The organism is Paenibacillus sp. FSL H7-0357, from assembly GCF_000758525.1.
In the GTDB taxonomy this organism is placed as follows: Bacteria; Bacillota; Bacilli; order Paenibacillales; family Paenibacillaceae; genus Paenibacillus_AQ.
On the sequence record NZ_CP009241.1, the window covers coordinates 3,327,575 to 3,344,086 of the forward strand.

General features: G+C 53.2%; 12 protein-coding genes and 1 pseudogene. 12 read left to right on the forward strand and 1 reads right to left on the reverse strand.

Features of this window, described 5'->3' with window-relative positions:
* Window positions 1-19: 19 nt before the first annotated feature.
* The 5 genes and pseudogenes from H70357_RS14360 (at window position 20) to H70357_RS14380 (ending at window position 8,012) form a co-directional block, all read left to right on the forward strand.
* The gene (locus H70357_RS14360; protein WP_038590534.1) at window positions 20-2,836 is read left to right on the forward strand and encodes a calcium-translocating P-type ATPase, SERCA-type; all 2,817 of its coding nucleotides are present in this window, start codon (window positions 20-22) and stop codon (window positions 2,834-2,836) included.
* Window positions 2,837-2,976: 140 nt separating this feature from the next.
* The gene (gene dapF, locus H70357_RS14365; protein ID WP_038590537.1) at window positions 2,977-3,813 is read left to right on the forward strand and encodes a diaminopimelate epimerase; all 837 of its coding nucleotides are present in this window, start codon (window positions 2,977-2,979) and stop codon (window positions 3,811-3,813) included.
* A gap of 337 nt (window positions 3,814-4,150) precedes the next feature.
* Window positions 4,151-5,688 (forward strand): annotated as a pseudogene (locus tag H70357_RS34340) (spore germination protein).
* Window positions 5,678-6,889 carry a Ger(x)C family spore germination protein gene (locus H70357_RS14375; RefSeq protein WP_038590541.1) on the forward strand — a complete coding sequence of 404 codons (1,212 nt, stop codon included), beginning with the start codon at window positions 5,678-5,680 and terminating at the stop codon, window positions 6,887-6,889. The pseudogene H70357_RS34340 and the gene H70357_RS14375 overlap by 11 nt, the downstream one beginning before the upstream one ends.
* A 22-nt stretch (window positions 6,890-6,911) precedes the next feature.
* Window positions 6,912-8,012 (forward strand): GerAB/ArcD/ProY family transporter, encoded by a 1,101-nt coding sequence (locus tag H70357_RS14380; RefSeq protein WP_038590545.1) that lies wholly within the window; start codon window positions 6,912-6,914, stop codon window positions 8,010-8,012.
* Here the strand turns inward: H70357_RS14380 and H70357_RS14385 are convergent.
* Window positions 7,985-8,242 (reverse strand): hypothetical protein, encoded by a 258-nt coding sequence (locus H70357_RS14385; protein WP_038590548.1) that lies wholly within the window; start codon window positions 8,240-8,242, stop codon window positions 7,985-7,987. The two genes, H70357_RS14380 and H70357_RS14385, sit on opposite strands and share 28 nt — an antisense overlap.
* A 169-nt stretch (window positions 8,243-8,411) precedes the next feature.
* Here H70357_RS14385 and H70357_RS14390 point away from each other — a divergent pair, with 169 nt between their 5' ends.
* The 7 genes from H70357_RS14390 (at window position 8,412) to priA (ending at window position 16,483) form a co-directional block, all read left to right on the forward strand.
* Entirely contained in the window at window positions 8,412-10,286 is a 1,875-nt protein-coding gene (locus H70357_RS14390; RefSeq protein ID WP_038590552.1) for a bifunctional homocysteine S-methyltransferase/methylenetetrahydrofolate reductase, read from the forward strand.
* 38 nt (window positions 10,287-10,324) lie between these two features.
* Entirely contained in the window at window positions 10,325-11,221 is an 897-nt protein-coding gene (locus tag H70357_RS14395) for a YicC/YloC family endoribonuclease (protein WP_038590555.1), read from the forward strand.
* A 51-nt stretch (window positions 11,222-11,272) separates the two neighbouring features.
* The gene (gene remA / locus H70357_RS14400) at window positions 11,273-11,533 is read left to right on the forward strand and encodes an extracellular matrix/biofilm regulator RemA (RefSeq protein WP_006209218.1); all 261 of its coding nucleotides are present in this window, start codon (window positions 11,273-11,275) and stop codon (window positions 11,531-11,533) included.
* An 18-nt stretch (window positions 11,534-11,551) separates the two neighbouring features.
* Complete coding sequence (gmk, locus tag H70357_RS14405; RefSeq protein ID WP_038590557.1) at window positions 11,552-12,121, forward strand: guanylate kinase; 570 nt, start codon at window positions 11,552-11,554, stop codon at window positions 12,119-12,121.
* A gap of 54 nt (window positions 12,122-12,175) precedes the next feature.
* Window positions 12,176-12,376 carry a DNA-directed RNA polymerase subunit omega gene (gene rpoZ / locus H70357_RS14410; protein WP_038590559.1) on the forward strand — a complete coding sequence of 67 codons (201 nt, stop codon included), beginning with the start codon at window positions 12,176-12,178 and terminating at the stop codon, window positions 12,374-12,376.
* A gap of 340 nt (window positions 12,377-12,716) precedes the next feature.
* Window positions 12,717-13,952 carry a bifunctional phosphopantothenoylcysteine decarboxylase/phosphopantothenate--cysteine ligase CoaBC gene (coaBC, locus tag H70357_RS14415; protein ID WP_038590561.1) on the forward strand — a complete coding sequence of 412 codons (1,236 nt, stop codon included), beginning with the start codon at window positions 12,717-12,719 and terminating at the stop codon, window positions 13,950-13,952.
* Entirely contained in the window at window positions 13,952-16,483 is a 2,532-nt protein-coding gene (gene priA / locus H70357_RS14420; RefSeq protein ID WP_038590563.1) for a primosomal protein N', read from the forward strand. The genes coaBC and priA overlap by 1 nt, the downstream gene beginning before the upstream one ends.
* Window positions 16,484-16,512 lie beyond the last annotated feature (29 nt).

A 16,512-nucleotide genomic window follows, 5' to 3' on the forward strand; every position in this document is an offset into this window, starting at 1 on the left:
GGGAGGGGAAAGAATAGTCATGGAACAAAAAAGTTGGCACCGGTTCGGTGCGGAGGAACTGCAGAGGATGCTGAACATTCATCCTGGAGTAGGCCTAAGCGGAGAGGAGGCGGAGGAGAGACGCAAAGAGAGCGGGTATAACGAGCTTTCGGAGGGGAAGACAATTTCTCCGATCACCTTGCTGCTGAATCAGTTTAAGGATTTTATGGTGCTTGTGCTGATGGGAGCGACGCTGGTATCCGGACTTTTAGGTGAATATCTGGATGCAATTACGATCATCGCCATTATTTTACTTAACGGAGTTCTGGGTTTTGTCCAGGAATTCCGTGCCGAGCGTTCACTCCGCGCACTCAAGCAGCTCTCGGCACCTTCTGCCAAAGTGCTGCGGGGCGGAAAGCAGGAAGTTATACCGGCAAAAATGCTGGTGCCCGGCGACATCGTTCTGCTGGAAAGCGGCGACCGGATTCCAGCTGACATCCGCTGGCTGGAGTGCAGCGCACTTTATGCCGAGGAATCTGCACTGACCGGTGAATCGCTGCCTGTCTCTAAGCACGCGGAACCGATTCATGCCGAGGAGATTCCCTTGGGGGACCAGAAAAATATCGGCTTCATGGGGACGATGGTAACACGGGGCACAGGTAAGGCGGTTGTAGTCCGTACAGGCATGGATACCGAGATGGGGAAAATTGCCGATCTGATCCAAAACACTGAATCGCAGGAAACGCCGCTGCAGCACCGCCTAGAGCAGCTTGGGAAGATCCTGATCTACGTTTCGCTCGGTCTGACCATTGTCGTCGTCGTTGCTGGCATTCTGCACGGTCAGCCCGCTACAGCGATGTTCCTGGCAGGCGTCAGTCTTGCAGTTGCAGCCATTCCGGAAGGTCTGCCGGCGATTGTCACCATCGCGCTCGCACTTGGCGTGCAGCGGATGATCAAACGCAAAGCGATCGTCCGCAAGCTTCCTTCGGTGGAGACTCTCGGATGCGCCTCCGTAATCTGCTCTGACAAGACAGGTACTCTGACCCAGAACAAGATGACGGTAACGCGGCTGTGGACCGGAGGACGAAGTCTGGACGTGACGGGCGAAGGTTATGCTCCCAGCGGACAAGTGATGGAGAAGGGGCGAGCGGTTGATCTCAAGCATGATCAAAGCCTGCGGCGCATGCTTCAGGTCGGGGCTTTATGCAGCAATGCCGAAATTGTTGAGTCTCTGTCCAGTGACAGCCGAGGGAAACGCAAGGGAAAGGATAAGGGGGAAACGGACAAGGCGGCAGACACCCAGTCGGTATGGGAGCTCAAGGGCGACCCTACCGAAGGCGCATTAGTCGCTTTATCAGCGAAGATGGGGCTTACTGCCCAGTCGCTTGCTGTAACGTACGCCAGAGAGAAGGAGTTTCCTTTCGATTCTGAGCGCAAGCTGATGTCTGTGATCGTGGGGCATCCCGGCGGACGTATGATCTGCACCAAGGGAGCGCCGGATGTGCTGCTGAGCAACTGCGCCTATATGCTATGGGAAGGCGGGGTTGTCCCTTGTACGCCTACTTTGCGCCAGAAGGTGCTCGAAGCGAACGAGGAGATGGCTTCCGGAGCGTTGCGTGTACTAGGGATGGCTTACCGTGAGCTGCGATCAGGCGAAGCAGCAGACAGTGAAAAAGAAGCGGAATCCCAGCTGATATTTGTCGGACTGGCCGGAATGATCGATCCTCCGCGCCGTGAAGTGCGCGACGCGATCAGCATTACCCGGCGGGCAGGAATCAAGACGGTGATGATTACCGGTGACCACGGAACTACCGCCGAAGCCATTGCCCATCAGCTTGGCATTCTGCAGCGGGGTGGGACCGTTCTGACCGGCTCCCAGCTAACGCGGATGACTGATGATGAGCTGGATAAGGTGTCAGACTCTGTATATGTATACGCCCGTGTCTCCCCTGAGCATAAGCTGCGGATCGTCAAATCTCTGCAGCGGCGGGGCCATGTTGTGGCTATGACCGGAGATGGTGTGAATGACGCTCCGGCAATTAAAGCGGCGGACATCGGGATTTCCATGGGCATCACCGGCACCGATGTCACTAAAGAAGCATCAGCGCTTATTCTCGGAGATGATAATTTCTCAACGATCGTGGCAGCTATAGAAGAAGGGCGGAATATTTACGAGAATATCCGCAAATTTATCCGTTACCTGCTGGCTTCCAATGTCGGAGAGATCCTGACCATGTTCTTCGCTATGATGCTGGGGCTGCCGCTGCCGCTGGTGCCAATCCAGATTCTCTGGGTCAATCTGGTCACCGACGGACTGCCTGCGATGGCGCTGGGCGTGGATCAGCCGGAGAAGGATTTGATGGAGCACAAGCCGCGCGGAGCGAAGGAGAATATTTTTGCCCGCCGCCTGGGCTGGAAAATCATCAGCCGGGGCCTGCTGATCGGTCTGTGCACCCTGGGCGCCTTCTGGTTGACGCTGCGTATTGATCCAGGCAGCCCGCAGCAGCTCATCCGCGCACAGTCGGTTGCTTTTGCCACACTGGTTATGGCTCAGCTTATTCATGTATTCGACTGCCGCAGTTCCCGTTCGGTGTTCCACCGCAATCCTTTCCAGAATAAATATCTGGTGCTCGCCGTGTTGTCATCCGTTGTGCTCATGCTGGCTGTTATGTATCTGCCGCCGCTGCAGCCGGTATTTAAGACCGTACCGCTTAGCTTCCGCGAATGGTGCCTGGTGCTGGTCACCGCCGGTATCCCTACCTTCCTGATGGGAGCGGGCAGCGTGTGGGGCGGCAAGAAGAACCGCGGCCGCAGCGGAGGCCGGACGATGATAAAAAGTACAAAAATTTCAGCATAAAGTCAATAGCTTAAGACCACTCCTTAAGGTATGCTAGTCTCACAGAAGCCTAAACATCGCGTAAGCTTCCGAAGCAAGTTTTGTACGATGCTTGTTCGGAAGATGTGAATGCTAACAAACTTTTAGGAGTGGGATTTTTAATGGAATTTACAAAAATGCACGGACTTGGAAATGATTTTATTATCGTATTCGGTGAGCAGGAGCTGCCGGGCAATGCTTCCGAGCTTGCAGTTACGTTGTGCAACCGGTTCTTCGGCATCGGAGCCGACGGTCTTGTCTACATTCTTCCGTCGGAGCGCGGAGACTATATGATGCGCATTATGAATTCGGACGGCTCAGAAGCGGAGCAATGCGGAAATGCAATCCGCTGCGTCTCCAAATATGTATATGAGCAGGGTCTCGTCAGCTCGGAGCAGATTGTGATTGAAACCATCGGGGCCGGTGAACAAAAGGTATCCCTGCAGGTGAAGAACGGCGTGGTGGAGACGGTTACGGTCGATATGGGAGAACCTGTATTGTCGGGCCCGCAGATTCCGGTGGCGATAGATGCCGAGCCTGTGCTGGACCAGCCCATCGAGGCAGACGGAACGGAATTCAAGTTCACGGCCGTATCCATGGGCAATCCGCACTGTGTAATCTATGTGGAGGACGCCGTGTCGTTTGATCTTGCGACCTGGGGGCCGAAGCTTGAGGTGCACCCGCTTTTCCCGAGAAAAGTGAACGTAGAATTCGCGACAGTGCTAAACCGCAGCCATGTAGATATGCGTGTCTGGGAACGCGGCGCCGGACCGACACTGGCCTGCGGTACCGGAGCCTGCGCAACGCTGGTCTCATCGGTACTGAATGGCCATACAGACCGCTCGGCCACGATCAGCCTGAAGGGCGGCGATCTGTTTATCGAGTGGAATGAGAATGACAACCATGTCTATATGACCGGACCTGCCCAGGTTGTATATACCGGCTCGGTAGAAGTTTAATCCTGCAGGGATTTCGGTATCCAAACTGAATAAGTTGTGCATTACAAAAGGATGACCTCAAGCTGACCGCTTGCAGGTCATCTTTTTTTGCAAATATAAGCATTTATATGCTTCACCCTATAAATTATCCGTTTCCACTTGTTGTTCCAGAATGGCATCATATCCGAATAATGGCAGAGTTAACCGTGAATAATAAGAAACAGTAGGAGAGAGGGGGAGCCGGGTGAACTCGAAGCGATATCTTACAAGAAACGGGGCAAAGGATGCCCGCGAGCAGCGTTTAGGCAGCGGCGGTCCGAAACTGTCAGAAAATCTTGGCCAGAGCATAGAGAACATAATGACGGAGCTTGGTAACAGCCCTGATCTCAAAGTCCGCCAGATCCAAATTGGCGGAGTCCACCCTGTTCAAGCCGCGGCTGTTCATCTGAGCGGGCTCGCAGATACCGTCGCAGTCAATGAATTTGTGGTGGGGTCACTGCTCGATAATACCGCAGGGCTTACGGATAGCATGGACGAAACTGACAGAGGGGTGGACTTGCCAGCACGGATCCTAAGCTCTGCTCTGGAAATAGGTGAAGCGGACTTCAAAGAGGAATGGAACGAAATCATGCTGGCCGTGCTTTCCGGAGATACGGCGATTCTGGTGGAAGGTTACACATCAGCTATTGTGTGTGAGACCAGAGGCGGCGAACAGCGCTCTGTCACTGAGCCGTCTTCGCAGCTCGTTGTCCGCGGGCCCAAAGATGGCTTCGTAGAGTCCGTGGGAACTAATATCGCGCTGATCCGCCGGAGAATCAAGTCCCCAAGCTGAGGCTGGAGTATATGAAAATCGGCTCGGAAACCCAAACCCATGTGGCCATCATGTATATGAAGGAAATCGCCGGTGAGGATTTGGTGCAGGAGGTCAGAGACCGCCTGCATAAGATCGCCATTGATGAGGTGCTGGAGTCCGGATTCCTGGAGGAGCTGATTCAGGACAAGACCTTTACGCCCTTTCCGACAATATACAATACTGAACGGCCCGATGTGGCAGCGGGTAATCTGCTGGAAGGCAGAGTTGTAGTGATCGTGGACGGTACACCCTTTGTGCTGATTCTGCCGGCGGTGTTTACTCAATTTTTTCAGTCGGCGGAGGATTATTCCCAACGGTTCGATATTGCGATACTGATGCGGATCGTCCGTTACATGAGCTTTGTCGTTCTGCTTCTCGGCCCTTCTATCTATATCGCTTTGACCACTTATCATTATGAGATGATCCCGACAACCCTGCTGATCAATCTGCTGGCCCAGCGGGAAAATGTACCTTTTCCGGCTTTTGTAGAGGCCATGCTGATGGAGAGCGCATTTGAAATACTACGTGAGGCGGGCGTGCGGATGCCACGTGTTATCGGACAGACGGTCTCGGTCGTCGGTGCGCTGATTCTTGGCTCGGCAGTTGTGGAAGCTGGAATTATTACCCCGATTATGGTTATTGTCATTGCATTAACAGGGATTGCGAGCTTCGCCATTCCTGCTTACAACATGGCGATTGCCGGACGGATTATCCGCTTCGGCTTTCTGCTGCTGGCCGCCATGTTCGGCTTCTATGGCATTACCCTTGGCTTAATTGTGCTGGTAGCACATATGAACAGTCTGCGTTCCTTCGGCATTCCCTATTTGTCGCCGTTTGTTCCGCTCTCTATAAAAGGGCAGAAAGATACGATTCTGCGGTTGCCCTTGTGGCTGATGAGACCAAGCAAATCCCCGCAGCAGATGCGGGCGGAACTGCCGGACTACATGAGAGTCACTACAGGCCATGATTCTGAACTCGCACCTCTGATCCTTAAGGATAACGATGCTATGCCGGTCGATGAAGGAGGGCGAAATGAAGATTAAGCCTTCCAGTCTGATCTTATTGTCCATTCTGCAGATTGTGCTGCCGCTTGTTCTTACCGGCTGCTGGGACAGTGTCGAGCTGAACAGGAGGGCCATCGTCTCCGGCGTGGCCATTGACAGAGGTCCCTCGGAGAAAGAGAAGTATCGGCTGTCCTTTCAGGTGATTGTCTCGGAGGAAATCTCCGGAGAGAATACCCGGAGTACTTCACCGGTGTCTTTGTATACAGGCAGCGGCCGTACGATGTTCGAGGCACTGGCCAACGCTTCGCGGCAAACTGCGAGATTTCTGTCGCTTGCCCATGTCCGGGTGCTTGTCATCTCGGAGGAGTTTGCCCGTGAGGGAATTAAGGACATGCTGGATGTGCTGGAACGGGAGAGCGATACACGGCTCACCAGCCTGATGTTCATTTCCAGAGGCCAACCGGCGAGCGACCTAATGTCAACGATGACTGTGTTCAGCAAAATCCCCGCCAATGATCTGGTGGAAAAGCTGGATACCACCTCGAAGCAGTTCGGTTACAACTTCAGGGTGGAGGTGGATGATGTCGTCAGGGGGATTCAGACCGTAGGAGGAGGTCCGATTATTAACGGGGTGTTTACCACAGGGGACAGGAATTCCGCAGACACCAACGATAACATGAAGACGATTGCTCCGAGCGCTATTCTGAGAGTGTCTGGTATGGCGGCGTTTAGGGATGATAAGTTGAAGGGTTGGCTGGATGGCAACGCTGCGCTCGGTACCGTACTTTTGCATAACAAAATTAAAGAGGTGCCTGTAATAGTAAAGAGCCCGGCGGGCGGCTATATTTCCTTCAATGTATACAAATCCCAGGTTCATCTGGAGGTCCAGGCGAAGGATCCGGAGCATCCTGTAATTACTATTAAAATAACCCAGCAGGCCGCGCTTAAGGAATCGGCTAACGTGCTTAATCTTACCTCTCCCCAGGTATTGGAAGAGCTTTCGGGCCGGCTGACCGATGAGACGAGAAAACAGATTAAGTCAGCGGTATCGGCAGCCAGGGAGCTAAAGAGTGATTATCTCGGCTTTGGAGAGGCGGTAGAACGGAGGAGTCCGCGCGGCTGGAAAAAGGTCAGAGATCACTGGGAGGATGTATTTGCGCATTGTGAGGTCAGAATCGAGGCGGATGCTGTGATCAGACATACGGATATGAGGAGCAATTCTTTTCAGGTCAATAAGTAATGCGAAACAAAGGGGGGGCATGATGGGAACCATCAAAATTGGTCTAACCCAGTTTTTCAGCTTGACCTTGCTGTTTGAGCTGGGGACGGCGCTTGTCGTTAATTTGGGAATGGAGTCGGGGAGGGATGCCTGGCTCTCAATTCTGCTCGGCTGTCTGGCAGGAATTGTCGTGTTTGCGGGCTACGCTTATCTGTACCGGAAATACCCGGAGCTGCCTTTTACAGCTTATACCCGGAAACTGCTGGGCAAAACGCTGGGAGTACCGGTTGCGGTGTTGTACATCATTTTATATATCAACCTGGCAGCGCGGGATTTGCGTGACGGCAGCACGATGCTGGCCATGGCGACCATGCATAATACCCCGATGTTTATTCTCAGCAGTCTGATGATTTTATCGGGAGCCTATGTCCTGCATAAGGGTATAGAGGTGCTGACCAGAACTTCACTTGTTTTTGCCGCTATCGTCCTGATCATCGGTGTGTTCAGTACAATTATGCTGGTATTGTCAGGCTCGATTAACCTGCACCGCCTGCTTCCCATGCTGGAGGACGGGATCAAGCCGGTACTGGGCTCAGTTGCACATCAGAACTTTATGTTTCCTTTTGGCGAAATGATCAGTTTTACAATGCTGATGCCCTACTTGTCCAATGTAAAAAAAGGCCCATGGATTATTGCCGCAGCCATGCTGGTATCCGCGCTGCTGCTGAGCTTTACCATGGCGCTTAATATATCGGTGCTGGGTGCAGATATCGTTCGGCGCTCGCCGCTACCGCTGATGCCGACGATCAGCAAAATTTCCATTTCCGATTTTATTCAGCGGGTTGATATTTTTGTGGTTATGGTGCTGATTATCGGCGTGTTTTTCAAAATGTCCGTGTTTTTTGCCGCTGCCTTGATTGGAATATCCGAGCTGTTCAGTATCCCTTACCGGAAAATGATCTATCCTTGCGCGCTGATTATCCTGTTCACCTCTATCCTGGACGCCCGCAGCTTTATCGAACATCTGGATGAAGGCGGAAGGCTGCTGTATATGGTATATCCTCTGTTTATAGTGGTTATCCCAGCCATTCTGATTATAATCACGGCGTTGAAGAGCTATTTCTCGGCCCCCCGCCCGGGCTGACTGCCGCGAACCCAATAGATTAGGTCTGGAACCAGCAGACACAGCAGCATGATTGCCGCAGCCAGCTTCTCCGAGGCGGAATAGAGCAGGTAGTTCATGATATATCTGATGTTGCCCATCCCATAGCCGAACAGCCAGTCGCCAAAATATAAGTAAAGCAAAGAAAGTGTGGATAACAACAGGATTACAGCGTATTTGCGCAGCAGCAGCCTTCTTGTTCTTTTTTTCAAGGTAGGTTCCTCCTTATATAAGAATAAGGCTAGTATGAATCATTTCATTCCATGCCATGCAGAGGCAGTGATGGAGCGGTTAGGCTTTTGGGCTTTGAATGCTTATCATCCAACCCGATTTATGTTACATTAGTATGAAACTAATGACAGTTTAGGGGAGGTTCTTGCGGTGAAGCCGGATTTGCGCTCTGCGTGGAATACGAATGTTTTGGTCGGGGACGGAGCCATGGGAACCTTTTTATATCAAAAAGGGTTTCCTGTCGGCATCTCCTACGAGGAATTGAATCTGACCTCTCCGGGGGTCATTGAAGACGTGCATCGCAGCTATATTGAAGCTGGAGCCGTGCTGCTGGAGAGCAATACGTTCTCTGCCAATTATGACAGGCTGTCCAAATACGGATTGGAATCAAAGGTTGGGGAAATCAACCGTGCAGGTGTGCGGATTGCCCGGCAAGCTGCCGGTGAAGCAGGATATGTAGTCGGTGCGGTAGGCTCCATTCGTGCCGGCAAACGGGCAAATCTCTCTTCGTCGGAGCTGAAGCGTTATTTCACGGAGCAGATCACCGCACTGCTGGAAGAGCAGCCGGACGGCATCATGCTGGAAACCTTCTACGATGTGGAAGAGCTGCATTTAGCACTGCGGACAGTGCGGAAGCTCAGCGGGCTGCCGGTCATCTGCCAGCTTGCTGTAGATGAAACGGCGCGAACGCTGGATGGATTGACATTGCCGGAAGCCTTCCGCATTTTGGAACAGGACGGAGCGGATGTGATCGGCTTCAATTGCCGGACCGGTCCCAACGGCATCAAGCGTGCGTTGAAGACGCTTCAGGGCAGTCTGACACTTCCGGCGTCGGTATATCCCAATGCCGGAGTAGCGGATTATGTGGACGGGCAGTACCGCTATGGCGCCACACCGGATTATTTCGGCCAAATGGCTCCTGTGTTTGCCGGGCTGGGCAGCCGGATCATCGGCGGCTGCTGCGGGACTACTCCGCAGCATATCGCCGAAATCTCGGCTGCACTGCGTGATTATGCTCCGCAGCCGCTGCCAGAACCGACTCAGAAGAAGAGCACGGAGCGGATTGTGGTGCAGGAACATCTCGGCGAGGATGAAGGCCGCAGCGGCGGCGAACCGACACTTGTCGATCTGGTCAAGGAGCGCCACACCGTTATTGTAGAGCTTGACCCTCCCCGTGATCTGGACATCGCCAAGTTTATGAGAGGTGCAGATGCGCTGCGCAGAGCAGGTGCAGATGCGCTGACCCTTGCGGATAATTCACTCGCCGTAACACGGATGAGCAACATGGCTCTCGGGCATCTGGTTCAGGCCCGCACAGGACTCCGGCCACTGGTGCACGTGGCCTGCCGTGACCGGAATCTGATCGGGACCCAGTCGCATCTCATGGGTTTTGATGCGCTTGGCATCGACCATGTGCTGGCGGTGACCGGAGATCCGGCCCGTTTCGGGGATCTGCCGGGGTCCAGCTCGATCTATGATCTTACTTCCTTTGAGATCATCCGGATGATTAAGCAATTGAACGACGGGATCGCTTTCTCCGGCAAGCCGCTGAAGCAGAAGGCGAAATTTGTGATCGGAGCCGCATTTAATCCCAATGTCAAACATTTGGACAAGGCGGTGGAGCGGCTGGAGAAGAAGATCGCTTCCGGCGCGGATTATATTATGACCCAGCCGGTGTATGATCCTGAGCTGATCGCCCGTATCGCCAAAGCGACCGAGCATCTGGATATTCCGATATTCCTCGGGATCATGCCACTGGCAAGCGGCCGCAATGCAGAATACCTGCATAACGAGGTTCCCGGTATTCAGCTCTCCGCAGAGGTGCGCAGCCGGATGCAGGGCCTTGAAGGAGAGGTTGGCCGGGCTGAAGGCGTGGCCATCGCCAAAGAGCTGCTGGACGCGGCGACAGAGCATTTTAACGGCATCTATCTGATGACTCCATTCATGTTCTACGAGATGAGCGTCCAGCTGCTGGAGTACATTTGGGAGAAACAAGGGCGCAAATTGTCCCCCTTGTTTCGCTAGTAATAATCAATTACAATAGTGTAATGGATGTGATTCCGTTGTCATTTAGCATGACCGGATACGGTCAATCATCCCTGCAATTCGGCGGTTACAAGATTACGTTCGAAGTCAAATCGGTGAATAACCGTTACTGCGAAGTTGTGCTGCGGATGCCCCGGGATTGGACGGGTTATGAGGATATGCTGCGAAGAAAGGTTCTGCATCATATCAAACGGGGACGGGTAGATGTCGTCATTAATAGAGAAATCACTGAAGAGACAGCCTCCGTTCAGATGCTGAACCGCCCGGCGGTCAAGTCCTATCTGAAAGCCGCGAAAGCGCTGAAGGACGAGTTCGGATTTACGGGCGAGTTGACTTTACGTGATATACTTTCTATGCCCGGTGTAATGGAGCTCAAGGAGGAGGCAGCCTCCACAGGATTTGCATCCTTTGAAGAGTACTCCGGGATGCTTGAACTGGGGCTGGAGCAAAGCCTTCAATCCCTGCTGGAAATGCGCGCCCGGGAAGGCGGTTATCTTGCCGCTGACCTAACGCGCCGGCTAGGGCATCTGGAGGAGCTGCACGCTGAAATGGCCGCACTTGCTCCTGCAGTAGTAGTTGAATACCGTGATAAGCTGCGGTTGCGGCTGAACGCGCTGAATGACGGGACTTTCCCTTTTGAGGAGCATAAATTCGGAATGGAAATTGCTACCTTTGCCGACCGCTGTAACATTGATGAGGAGCTTACCCGGCTGTACAGTCATTTTGAACAATGCAGAGCTTTGCTGAAGGGAAGCGAGCCGGCAGGACGCAAACTGGACTTTCTCATTCAGGAGATGAACAGGGAGACGAATACAATCGGGTCGAAGTGCAACCATCTGACTCTAGTGAATCTCACGCTTGATATGAAAGCTGAGCTGGAGAAGATACGCGAGCAAGCAGCGAACTTAGAATAACAGGTAGTTCAATTAAGCAAAGATGTAACTTATGGGGGGAACAACCGGAACATGGCAATCAAATTAATCAACATCGGCTTTGGAAATATCGTATCGGCCAACCGCATTATTTCCATTGTCAGCCCGGAATCTGCACCAATTAAACGTATTATCCAGGAGGCCAGAGACCGGCATATGCTGATCGATGCGACTTACGGCCGCCGGACGCGGGCCGTCATTATTACAGACAGCGATCATGTCATTCTGTCGGCCGTTCAGCCGGAGACTGTGGCACACCGCTTATCCAGCAAAGATGACGATAACGACGAATAACAACAAATGGAGTGTACTATGTCAAAAGGATTGCTGATCATATTGTCCGGCCCTTCCGGCGTTGGTAAAGGTACCGTCTGTACCGCGCTGCGGCCGAAGATGCCCGAGCTTATCTATTCCGTTTCCGCCACCACACGCAGTCCGCGTGAGGGTGAGGAGAACGGCGTCAATTATTTTTTCAAGAGCAGAGAGCAGTTCACGGCAATGATAGAAGCGGACCAGCTGCTGGAGTATGCGGAGTACGTAGGCAATTATTACGGTACTCCGCGTGATTTTGTGGAGAGAACACTCGAGAGCGGAAGAGATATTATTCTGGAGATCGAGGTTCAGGGAGCTCTCAAAGTCAAAGACAAATTCCCGGAAGGCATCTTTGTGTTCCTTCTTCCTCCATCCATGGACGAATTGAAGGACCGCATCCGCGGTCGCGGTACGGAGCATCCTGATGTGATTAACCACCGCATGTCCGTAGCAGAAGATGAGATTGGTCTGATCCGGCATTATGACTATGCCGTAGTGAATGATGAGATTGATCTGGCCTGTAAGCGAATAGAAAGCATTATTATCGCCGAACATTGTAAGGTAAGATGATATGCACAGCAAGATTGATCATGTTTAACAGTAAAAGATGAAGAGGTGTCTTACGTGCTATATCCATCTATTGATGAAATGATGACCAAAGTCGACAGCAAGTATTCGCTGGTTGTCGCAGCTGCCCGCCGGGCAAGAGCTCTCCGTGAAGGCGGCAAGACTGATATCAAGTCGCCGAGATCCCACAAGTTTGTTGGCGTTGCCCTGGAAGAAATTTATGAAGACCGCATCATTGTAACACGCGGCGAAGAATAGTCCGGATAGCTTGCCATGCCTACTGTAGAAACGGACACCGCCTTTGTATAAGGCGGCGCTACCGTTTCTTCTTAGGTTAAGGGGCTGACAACGCATGAACCTAGTGACCCATAGCCCGTACCGGGCTGTTCCTGACAACCGGAAGGTTGTTATTTTTTTAAAGAGATAAGGCTAGAGGATTTACGCTATATTATCCTTATATTATTGCAGAAACGGATGCCGTCTCGAGATAGGCCGACGCAGCCGTTTCTTCTTGCCCGAAATATTAGAATTTCAAGTTTTCTTCATTTTATATCCGAACTATAGAGCTTTGGCGCAGGAAAGGAACAGGGGGGAGATCATGTTGAACAACATCAAGGGTAAAACGATTATTCTTGGCATTACAGGGGGGATTGCTGCATACAAGGCAGCGGATTTGACCAGCAAGCTTACACAAAGAGGAGCCGAAGTCCATGTCATTATGACAGCCTCGGCTAAACAGTTCATTACTGAGCTGACACTGCAGTCACTCTCGAAGCAGCGGGTATACAGCGATACCTTCCAGGAACGCGACCCGTCATCGATATCGCATATTGACCTCGCCGACGCAGCCGACCTTGTCCTGATCGCACCGGCTACGGCCAATATCATCGCCAAAATGGCGCATGGCCTTGCCGATGATATGTTGTCCACCACACTGCTGGCCGCGACCGCTCCGATTATGGTCGCACCGGCAATGAACGTCCATATGTACCAGCATCCGGCGGTAATCAGCAATATGAATACTCTTGCCGGGCGTGGTGTGCAGTTTATTGAACCGGGTGAAGGGCTGCTGGCCTGCGGTTATGTAGGCAAAGGCAGGCTTGAGGAGCCGGCGACGATTGTGAGCTGTGTGGATGCTTTCTTCGCTCTTCAGAACAGCGCTGCATCCGGTCCGCTGGCCGGTAAAAAAGTTATTGTGACGGCTGGAGGTACGGTGGAGCGGATTGATCCGGTCCGTTATATCTCCAATGACTCCTCAGGCAAAATGGGCTTTGCCCTGGCTCGTGCTGCGCGTGCTATGGGTGCGGAGGTAACTTTGATTGCTGCGCGTACGGATGAGAAGCCCCCCCAGGACCCGGACATCAAAGTGGTACGGGTAGAGTCGGCCCAGGAGATGTATGAGGCGGTTTCCGGCCGGTGGAAGGCATGCGATATACTGATCAAGGCCGCTGCTGTAGCAGATTACCGTCCTAAGCAGAGTGCCCCATCCAAGATCAAAAAAAGCGGAGAAACAATGACGCTTGAACTGGTTAAGACAACCGACATCCTGGAGAGTCTGGGGAAAATGAAGGACAAGCAGTTCCTGATCGGATTTGCCGCCGAGACAGGAAACGCCGAAGCCTTCGCGAAGGACAAGCTGGTCCGCAAAAATTTGGATCTTATTGTGGCTAACGATGTGGCTGCGGAAGGGGCCGGATTTGGCACGGATACCAATATTGTCTCTATTTATGGGGCCGAAGGCCTTGTGCTGGATCTCCCTCTAATAAGCAAAGATGAAGTGGCGCGCCGCTTGCTGGGACTCGCAGCAGAGCGTATCGCTGGAGCTGCTTTATAATGGATATAGCCAAGGTCATTGTCGATGTTCCCGTGCGCAGCACTGACCGGCCATTTGATTATTTGATTCCCGCTGACCTGAAACTGTGGATTGAAGTGGGCAGCAGAGTGGCTGTTCCTTTTGGTCACAGGACTGTACAGGGTTTTGTTGTCTCACTGGAGTCGGGAGAGACCGGCTCGGGCCCTTCCCTTAAGCCCATCCAAGAAGTGCTTGATCTGCTCCCGCCTTTGTCGCCAGAACTTGTAGAACTTGGGGACTGGATGAGTCAAAGATATGCCTGCAGACGGATCTCCGCCTTGCAGGCTATGCTTCCGACTGCCCTTAAGGGCAAAGCCGAGCGTCTGATCTCCCTCGGAGAAGCGGCAGAGGAGGCAGGGAGCCCTGAGGATGAACTGTTTCCGCTGTTTCTGGATACGGACCAGGAGGAGCAGCAGATCACCGATTTTGTCAGACGTGCCGGGGAGGTCTCCATGAAACAATTGACCCGGACGTTTCCAGATGCGGCGGAGACGGTGAAGTTCATGCTGCGGCGGGGAGTGTTGTCCGAGAGCCAGTCGATTAAGGATAAAATGGGCAAAAAGAAGCTGAAGGCCGTAGATTTGGCGATAGGCGTTGCCGCAGCCCGCGAATCACTGGGCAGCTTCCCGGCACGTTCAGCACGGCAGAAGGAAGTGCTGTCCTTCCTGGTCGACATGGAGCCGATGCTACCCATGCCAATGAAGGATCTTTTGTCGGTACTACAGGTTACAGCCGGTACCGTGAAGTCGCTGGAAGACAAGGGCTTCATTGAGATCAGCGAAATTGAAGTGTACCGTGATCCCTACCGGGGACGCGATTTCAAACCGAGCACTCCGCTGCCGCTGACTGGCGAACAGGAATCCGTATATAAACGGATTGTCCGGACGGTGGATGAGCAGCGGCATGAAGTGTTTTTGCTACACGGGGTAACCGGGAGCGGAAAGACGGAAATTTACCTGCAGTGCATCCAGCGGGTAGTGGACCAGGGCAGGCAGGCGGTGGTGCTGGTTCCCGAGATCGCGCTCACTCCGCAGATGGTTGAGCGGTTTAAGGGCCGGTTCGGAAGCGGAGTGGCGGTGATGCACAGCCGCTTGTCTGTCGGAGAAAGATACGACGAATGGCGCAAAATCCGTGAGGGCAAAGCGGCAGTTGCCGTCGGAGCACGTTCAGCGGTATTCGCGCCATTCGCCAATCTTGGACTGATTATTATGGACGAGGAGCATGAAGGCTCCTATAAGCAGGAGGAGAATCCGAAGTACCATGCCCGCGATGTGGCTGTCCGCAGGGCAGAGCAAGGCGGGGCTGCAGTAATTCTTGGCTCAGCCACTCCTTCTTTGGAGAGCTATCATGCTTCCCGGGCACAAAGCGATATTCACTTCTCTCCAGTTCTGCTAGAGATGCCGAGCCGTGCGCTTGGCAATGAACTGCCGAAGGTGCATGTGGTAGACATGCGCGATGAACTCAAGGAAGGCAACCGCTCCATGTTCAGCCGAAGGCTGCACGCTGCGCTTGAGAGCAGGCTGGAACGCGGGGAGCAGACAGTGCTGCTGCTGAACCGCAGAGGGTTTTCCACCTTTGTGATGTGCCGGAGCTGCGGTTATGTCGCCGGCTGTCCGGAATGCGACATCTCGCTGACCTATCATGCCCGCAGCGACAATTTGCGCTGCCATTACTGTGGCCATGCGGAACCTTCGCCGAAGGTATGCCCTGAATGCGGAAGTGAGCATATCCGCTTCTTCGGGACAGGCACACAGCGGGTGGAAGAAGAATTAGGCAAACTTTTCCCTGGCATCCGCGTAATCCGGATGGATGTGGATACAACGACGGAAAAGGGCTCGCATGAGAAGCTGCTGAACCAGTTTAGGGACAAAAAGGCGGATGTGCTGCTCGGAACGCAGATGGTGGCGAAGGGGCTGGATTTCCCAGATGTTACACTCGTCGGAGTTATTACGGCGGATTCCGCGCTCAACTTGCCCGATTTCCGCGCGGCGGAGAAGACGTTTCAACTGCTTACCCAGGTGGCTGGGCGGGCGGGGCGGCATCAGCTACCCGGTGAAGTCGTGGTCCAGTCCTATACCCCCGAGCATTATTCGATTATCCATGCCAGCGGCCATGATTACAGCTCCTTTGTCCGTGAAGAGTTGAAGCACCGCAAAGAATTGCATTATCCTCCATATTGCCGGCTGATTCTAGTGACCCTGTCACATGAACAGCTGCCGCTGCTGCTGCGGCTGGCCGAGAATTATGCGCTGAACCTTCAGGGCAAAGCGAGACAGCTCCGCTGGTACGGCAGCTTGGATAAGCTGTCCACGGACGCGCTCGATCTGTTGGGACCGGTGGCTTCACCGTTGCCCCGCCTGAAGGGCAGATACAGATTCCAGTGCATCATTAAATGGCGGGGAGCCATAGATGCGATTGGGCTGGCCAAGCAGGTGGCTGAAGAGCTGGAGGATTCGGTCCGCGACACAGGACTGCAGGTCAGCATCGACGTTGATCCGCAGATGTTGATGTAACCGGAAGAAATGTTACAATGGGTAAGGAA

Bases quoted from the DNA above. Each gene is read 5' to 3' on its own strand.
- dapF (WP_038590537.1), top strand. From the start codon at position 2,977: ATGGAATTTACAAAAATGCACGGACTTGGAAATGATTTTATTATCGTA.
- coaBC (WP_038590561.1), top strand. From the start codon at position 12,717: ATGTTGAACAACATCAAGGGTAAAACGATTATTCTTGGCATTACAGGG.
- gmk (WP_038590557.1), top strand. From the start codon at position 11,552: ATGTCAAAAGGATTGCTGATCATATTGTCCGGCCCTTCCGGCGTTGGT.
- priA (WP_038590563.1), top strand. From the start codon at position 13,952: ATGGATATAGCCAAGGTCATTGTCGATGTTCCCGTGCGCAGCACTGAC.
- remA (WP_006209218.1), top strand. From the start codon at position 11,273: ATGGCAATCAAATTAATCAACATCGGCTTTGGAAATATCGTATCGGCC.
- H70357_RS14380 (WP_038590545.1), top strand. From the start codon at position 6,912: ATGGGAACCATCAAAATTGGTCTAACCCAGTTTTTCAGCTTGACCTTG.
- H70357_RS14360 (WP_038590534.1), top strand. From the start codon at position 20: ATGGAACAAAAAAGTTGGCACCGGTTCGGTGCGGAGGAACTGCAGAGG.
- H70357_RS14375 (WP_038590541.1), top strand. From the start codon at position 5,678: ATGAAGATTAAGCCTTCCAGTCTGATCTTATTGTCCATTCTGCAGATT.